The organism is Arsenophonus endosymbiont of Bemisia tabaci Q2, assembly GCF_902713415.1.
GTDB lineage: Bacteria > Pseudomonadota > Gammaproteobacteria > Enterobacterales > Enterobacteriaceae > Arsenophonus.
This window is the reverse complement of the sequence record NZ_CACTIE010000305.1, coordinates 1-1,055: the sequence shown is the minus strand read 5'-3', so window position 1 is coordinate 1,055 and position 1,055 is coordinate 1. Positions and strand designations below refer to the sequence as shown.

Below are 1,055 nucleotides of genomic sequence, written 5' to 3'. Positions count from 1 at the left end.
TTGATTAATCCAACGCGATACAGATGCAGAGCCAATCCGAAATTACTTCGCTGTTTCTCGGATACTCACCCCGTCTTCTTCCATCGTAAATATCACTTTACCTCTAAAATCAATTGAATAGCTCATATAAATAATGTGATCAAAATTAAGTCGCTTAGCTATAAATGGAACGACATCACGAAGTATAACTTATTATTCTCATGCTGAAACGCCAGGTCTGGGTGGAGAGGTAGATAATTTACAATGGCGCGCCCAATGGATTGGCAAAAAACTTTATAATCAAAAAGGGAAACCGGCGATAAAAATTGTGCGTGGTGGAGCATTAGATGGTCCCTCTAGTATCGATGGCCTATGAGGGGCAACACTCACATTAAACGGTATCCAGAATATGTTTGATTTCTGGTTGGGTAATAATGGTTTTGGCCCATTCCTGAATAAAGTACGCAAAGGAGAGTTAAATCATGGCTGATAGTAAAGAGATTAAACGCGTGCTAATTGAACCTTTATTCGATAATAATCCTATTGCATTGCAAGTTCTAGGTGTTTGTTCGGCTTTGGTGGTAACGACTAAATTAGAAACCGCCCTTGTGATGGCCATTACTGTGACTTTAGTCACTGGTTTTTCTAGTTTTTTTATCTCATTGATCCGTCATGATATTCCTAATAGTGTGCGAATTATTGCTGAAATAACAACCATAGCTTCTTTAGTTATCGTTGTAGATCAAATCCTGCGCGCTTACGCTTATGAAGTTTCTAAGCAACTTTCAGTATTTGTCGGTTTAATTATTACTAATTGTATCGTCATGGCACGTGCTGAAGCGTATGCAATGAAATCACCACCAATTGAAAGTTTTATGGATGGTATTGGTAATGGTTTGGGATATGGTGCTATTTTAATTTTAGTTGGTTTTCTAAGAGAACTATTTGGTTCAGGTAAACTATTCGGTATTACTATTCTGCAATCGGTACAGAATGGTGGTTGGTATAAGCTAAGCGACTTAATTTTGATTACAAAATATATGTTTTTCTCCAATATAAATTTACTGATATAGAGT

The 1,055-nt window shown here is 36.9% G+C and carries 1 protein-coding gene and 1 pseudogene; both read left to right on the top strand.

The features are described from left to right. Positions 1–163: 163 nt before the first annotated feature. Positions 164–469: pseudogene (locus tag ARSQ2_RS13385) on the top strand (FMN-binding protein); the annotation flags it as partial. Continuing rightward, entirely contained in the window at positions 462–1,052 is a 591-nt protein-coding gene (locus tag ARSQ2_RS11560; protein WP_181995370.1) for an NADH:ubiquinone reductase (Na(+)-transporting) subunit D, read from the top strand. The pseudogene ARSQ2_RS13385 and the gene ARSQ2_RS11560, both read left to right, overlap by 8 nt. Positions 1,053–1,055 lie beyond the last annotated feature (3 nt).